A 4,972-nucleotide genomic window follows, 5' to 3' on the forward strand; every position below is an offset into this window, starting at 1 on the left:
GTTGCCACACCGAGGATTTCGCCGACCCCAGCTCGGTATACGCCCTGGAAGCGTATACTTTCGCTGAAGAACGAGGTCAGGTCCCGGAAATCACCGATTCCGGACACACATTCTGACCCTTAACCCGGCGCCGTGGCCCGGCAACTGAGAAAATGGTGTGTGCGCTGGCGATTTGTGGCTTCCGCGGGGGTCTGTGTAAGGTATCAACTCGTGCAAGCGACAGTGCGAAGGCGCTGGAAGCGGGCACAGAATAAGAAAATATGGCCCTGTGGCGCAGTTGGTTAGCGCGCCGCCCTGTCACGGCGGAGGTCGCGGGTTCAAGTCCCGTCAGGGTCGCAGAACAGCTTGTAGCAAGCCGTTCTGGCTAGATAGCTCAGTCGGTAGAGCACACGCCTGAAAAGTGTGGGGTCGCCAGTTCGATCCTGGCTCTAGCCACACACCGAAGCCCCTCCACATCGAGTGGAGGGGCTTCGACGCGTAGGATGGCCGCATGACTTCGCAGGATCAGCAGTACACCCTCCGCAAGAACGAGCAGGCGCACCAGTACGAGCTGCTTATCGACGCAACCGTGGCCGGCCACGCCTCCTACAAGCGCGTGGGGGAGACCCTCGTGCTGCCGCACACCGTAGTGGAGCCCGAGTTCCGGGGCCGCGGCCTGTCCAGGCCCCTCATCCAGTACGCGCTGGACGACGCCCGCGCTCAGGGCCTCGCGGTGGAGCCCCTGTGCTCGGCGGTGCGCGACTTCATCGACCGCAACCCGGAGTACCAGGACCTGACGGCTTAGATGACGGCCTAAATAATGTACGTGCCCGGGTCGACGTAGCGGTCCGGGTCCACCAGGCGGACCTCCTCGTTGCGGCGGCGAGGGCGCGCCTTTGCGGGGATGCCCACGGCAATCGAGTTCTCGGGCACGTCCTTTGTCACCACCGCGTTGGCGCCGATGGCGGAGTTTGCGCCGATGGTGACGGGGCCGAGCACCTTGGCGCCCGCGCCGATGGTCACGTTGTCCCCGATGGTGGGGTGGCGCTTGGTCTGGGTGAGCACCTGCCCGCCCAGGGTCACGCCGTGGTAGAGCATCACGCCGTCGCCGATCTCCGCGGTCTCGCCAATCACGATGCCCATGCCGTGGTCGATGAAGAAGCGCCGGCCGATGGTGGCGCCGGGGTGGATCTCGATGCCGGTGAAGAAGCGGTTGCACTGCGCGAGGATGCGTGCTGGGCCCTTCCAGCCGCGCCGCCACATGGCGTGGCAGACGCGGTGCACCCAGATGGCGTGGAGCCCGGAGTAGACGATGGCGTTCTCCACGTCGCCGCGGGCCGCGGGGTCGTGCTCGCGGGCATTTGCCAGGTCTTCGCGGATGGTTGTGACGACCTTCAACAACATACGGCGCAGCTTACATGCGAAAACCCGCCATCCTGTGAGTTCGATTCACGGGAGGGCGGGGGCAAGGGGGCGTCGAAAAGCAGCTGCTCCCTAGTCGCGGATGTCCTCGTAGAGGACGGTGGAGACGTAGCGCTCGCCGAAGTCGCAGACGATGGCCACGATGGTCTTGCCCTCGTTCTCCGGGCGCTCGGCCAGCTCGAGCGCGGCCTTGATGTTGGCGCCGGTGGAGATGCCGCCGAGGATTGCGTCCTTCACCGCGAGCTCGCGCGACGTTGCCACCGCGTCCTCGTTGGACACGGTGATGATCTCGTCCACGATGGAGCGGTCGAGGGTGCCCGGCACGAAGTTGGCGCCCAGGCCCTGGATCTTGTGCGGGCCGGCCTCACCCTTGGACAGCAGCGGGGAGGCGGCGGGCTCCACGGCCACGGCCTTCAGGTCCGGGTTCTGCTCCTTGAGGTACTTGCCGGCGCCAGAGATGGTGCCGCCGGTGCCCACGCCGGCCACCAGGATGTCCACCTGGCCGTCGGTGTCGTTCCAGATCTCCGGGCCGGTGGTCTTGTAGTGGATGCGCGGGTTGGCCTCGTTCTCGAACTGGCGGGCCAAGATCGCGCCCTCGTTCTCTGCGACGATCTCGTTGGCCTTCTCCACTGCGCCCTTCATGCCGGCGGCACCCGGGGTGAGCACGATCTCGGCGCCGTACGCGCGAAGCAGCACGCGGCGCTCGGTGGACATGGTCTCCGGCATGGTCAGGATGACCTTGTAGCCCTTCGCCGCGCCGGCCAGCGCCAGCGCGATACCGGTGTTGCCCGAGGTGGCCTCAACGATGGTGCCGCCCGGCTTCAGCTCGCCGGACTCCTCGGCCGCCTCCACGATGGCCTTACCAATGCGGTCCTTCACCGAGTTTGCCGGGTTGTAAAACTCCAGCTTGGCCAGCACGCGGGCCTTCGAGTTCTCCGTGATGCCGTGCAGCTCCACCAGCGGGGTGCCGCCGACCAGATCCAGCACGCTCTGCGCGATCTTCGCCATTGCTTTGCTCCTTTTCCTCGTTCGGGGGGTTTGTGAGCCCGACTATACACCGCGAAACTAGACCGCATAGTCCAATTGAAAAAGACCGAACTGTTCAAGGGAGCTTTTGCTTCTCGACGCCACCCCCGCAACCGCCACCCAAACAGACATTTCCCCACACCGGGGCGCTCCCGCACCGCGGCGGGGCCAGATTTGGCTACCCCCGTTCGGCGGTTATGATGTGAGCAATTGCTAACAGCGGCCCAGCGGCGGCCGGGGAAGGCTTGCAACACCATGACTGTGGACGCACAACGCATGAAGGACGACGACGACGCGATCCGCGCCGCCCTGGCCTCCCTGAAGAACGCCACCGGCATCCCCGTTGCCATGTACGGCACGCTGCTCGCGGACAACCGCCTGCAGATCACCCAGTGGATCGGGCTGCGCACCCCGGCGCTGCAGAACCTGATCGTGGAGCAGGGCAGCGGCGTCGGCGGCCGCGTGGTGGCCACCCGCCGCGCCGTCGGCGTGAGCGACTACACCCGCGCCAGCGTCATTTCCCACGAGCACGATAAGGCGATCCAGGACGAGGGCCTCCACTCCGTGGTGGCCGTACCCGTGATCGTGCAGCGCGAGATCCGCGGCGTCCTCTACGTGGGCGTGCACTCAACCGTGCGCCTGGGGGACAAGGTGATCGAGGAGGTCACCCTCACCGCCCGCACCCTAGAGCAGGACCTCGCCGTGAACTCGGCGATGCGCCGGCTGGACGCCGGCAAGACCGGCGCCAAGCAGGGCCGAGTGATGAACAGCGCCGAGTGGGAGCAGGTGCGCGCCACCCACTCAAAGCTGCGCATGCTGGCCAACCGCGTAGACGATGATGCGCTGCGCCGGGAGCTTGAGCAGCTGTGCGACCAGATGGTGGCGCCCGTGCGGGTGAAGCAATCCACCAAGCTCTCCGCCCGCGAGATCGACGTGCTCTCCTGCGTCGCGCTCGGCCACACCAACGTGGAGGCCGCGGAGGAAATGGGCATCGGCGCTGAGACCGTCAAGTCCTACCTGCGCAGCGTGATGCGCAAACTCGGCGCACACACCCGCTACGAGGCGGTCAACGCGGCCCGCCGCATCGGCGCACTGCCCTGATCTGCCCTGATCCGCCCTTTGCCGATCTCGGTACAGTCGGGGGCGTGAAAGAACGGTTTCTAGTTAGCGGCGGGGCCCCGCTCTCCCGCTCGGGCAAGGGGGACGGCGCGAAAAACAGCGTGCTGAAGCTCATGGCAGCGGCGCTCCTTGCCGAGGGCACCACCACGCTCCACAACTGCCCCGAGATCCTCGACGTGCCCCTGATGTGCGACGTTTTGGTGGGGCTCGGCTGCGAGGTGGACATCGAGGGTTCCACTGTGCGCATCCACACCCCGGCGGAGGTCTCGCCCGACGCCGACTTCGACGCGGTGCGCCAGTTCCGCGCCTCCGTGGCCGTGCTCGGCCCGCTCATGGCGCGGTGCCACCGGGCCCGCGTGGCGCTACCCGGCGGCGACGCCATCGGCTCGCGCCCCCTGGACATGCACCAAACCGGCCTGGAAAAGCTCGGCGCGACCACCCGGATCGAGCACGGCGCCGTGGTCGCCGAGGCCACCGCGCTCCACGGGGCGAACATAAAGCTCGACTTCCCGTCCGTCGGCGCCACCGAGAACATCGTCACCGCCGCCGTGATGGCCGAGGGGCGCACCGTCCTCGACAACGCCGCGCGCGAGCCCGAGATCGTTGACCTGTGCGACATGCTCAACTCCATGGGCGCGCGTATCGACGGCGCCGGCACCTCCACCATCACCATCGACGGCGTCCAAGCGCTGCGCCCCACCGAACACACGGTGGTGGGGGACCGCATCGTGGCCGGCACCTGGGCGTACGCGGCGGCGATCACCGGCGGCGACATCACGGTGACCGGCATTGCGCCGCGCCACCTGCACCTCGCCCTGTCCAAGCTCAAGCTGGCCGGGGCGCAGGTGGAGACCTACGAGCACGGGTTCCGCGTGCGCATGGACGGCCGGCCCAAGGCGGTGGACTACCAGACCCTGCCGTTCCCCGGCTTCCCCACAGACCTGCAGCCTATGGCCATCGCCATCGCCGCGGTCGCCGACGGGGTGTCCGTGATCACCGAGAACGTCTTCGAGGCGCGCTTCCGCTTCGTGGACGAGATGCAGCGCCTGGGCGCCGACGCCAACGTGGACGGCCACCACGTGGTGCTGCGGGGTGTGGACCGACTGTCTTCCACTGATGTCTGGTCTTCCGACATCCGCGCCGGAGCCGGCTTGGTCCTCGCCGGGCTGGTTGCCGAAGGCGTGACGACGGTGCACGACGTCCACCACATCGACCGCGGCTACCCCAACTTCGTAGAGCAACTCCGCGAACTCGGCGCCGAAATCCGACGCGTTAGCGATAGCAAGCACGCCGCAAATTAGCGTGTTGTGCTGCGGGTTTGTGTTGTTGTTGGTGTGTGTGTAACTTTATCTGGGTCAGCGAGACCGACAGCGCCCCGCTAGAGAGTGTGATTGCCTCTGGTGTGCGGGTGGATAAGAAAACGATC

5 protein-coding genes and 2 tRNA genes are annotated in these 4,972 nt (G+C 66.8%); 5 read left to right on the forward strand and 2 right to left on the reverse strand.

Annotation, left to right across the window (positions count from 1 at the left end; genetic code table 11):
* The first annotated feature begins 262 nt into the window (after positions 1-262).
* From BN4252_RS00070 to BN4252_RS00080, 3 genes are all read left to right on the forward strand, one after another.
* Positions 263-336, forward strand: a tRNA-Asp gene (locus tag BN4252_RS00070).
* A 26-nt stretch (positions 337-362) separates the two neighbouring features.
* Positions 363-435, forward strand: a tRNA-Phe gene (locus BN4252_RS00075).
* Positions 436-490: 55 nt separating this feature from the next.
* The gene (locus BN4252_RS00080) at positions 491-784 is read left to right on the forward strand and encodes a GNAT family N-acetyltransferase (RefSeq protein ID WP_066523919.1); all 294 of its coding nucleotides are present in this window, start codon (positions 491-493) and stop codon (positions 782-784) included.
* 8 nt (positions 785-792) lie between these two features.
* On the opposite strand, the gene epsC is transcribed toward BN4252_RS00080, so the two are convergent.
* Positions 793-1,383 carry a serine O-acetyltransferase EpsC gene (gene epsC / locus BN4252_RS00085; RefSeq protein WP_066523921.1) on the reverse strand — a complete coding sequence of 197 codons (591 nt, stop codon included), beginning with the start codon at positions 1,381-1,383 and terminating at the stop codon, positions 793-795.
* A 90-nt stretch (positions 1,384-1,473) separates the two neighbouring features.
* On the reverse strand, positions 1,474-2,409 hold the full coding sequence (gene cysK / locus BN4252_RS00090; protein WP_066523923.1) for a cysteine synthase A: 936 nt from the start codon (positions 2,407-2,409) through the stop codon (positions 1,474-1,476).
* Between the two features lie 279 nt (positions 2,410-2,688).
* Here cysK and ramA point away from each other — a divergent pair, with 279 nt between their 5' ends.
* The gene (gene ramA, locus BN4252_RS00095) at positions 2,689-3,528 is read left to right on the forward strand and encodes an acetate metabolism transcriptional regulator RamA (protein ID WP_066523927.1); all 840 of its coding nucleotides are present in this window, start codon (positions 2,689-2,691) and stop codon (positions 3,526-3,528) included.
* A 44-nt stretch (positions 3,529-3,572) separates the two neighbouring features.
* A complete protein-coding gene (gene murA / locus BN4252_RS00100) occupies positions 3,573-4,847 on the forward strand; it encodes a UDP-N-acetylglucosamine 1-carboxyvinyltransferase (protein ID WP_066523925.1) in 1,275 nt (424 codons plus the stop codon).
* Positions 4,848-4,972: the final 125 nt, after the last annotated feature.

It is taken from the genome of Corynebacterium bouchesdurhonense, from assembly GCF_900078305.2.
In the GTDB taxonomy this organism is placed as follows: domain Bacteria; phylum Actinomycetota; class Actinomycetes; order Mycobacteriales; family Mycobacteriaceae; genus Corynebacterium; species Corynebacterium bouchesdurhonense.

What these genes read in the sequence shown, in the direction of transcription:
- epsC (WP_066523921.1), bottom strand. Translation starts at nt 1,383, where the DNA reads ATGTTGTTGAAGGTCGTCACAACCATCCGCGAAGACCTGGCAAATGCC.
- BN4252_RS00080 (WP_066523919.1), top strand. Translation starts at nt 491, where the DNA reads ATGACTTCGCAGGATCAGCAGTACACCCTCCGCAAGAACGAGCAGGCG.
- cysK (WP_066523923.1), bottom strand. Translation starts at nt 2,409, where the DNA reads ATGGCGAAGATCGCGCAGAGCGTGCTGGATCTGGTCGGCGGCACCCCG.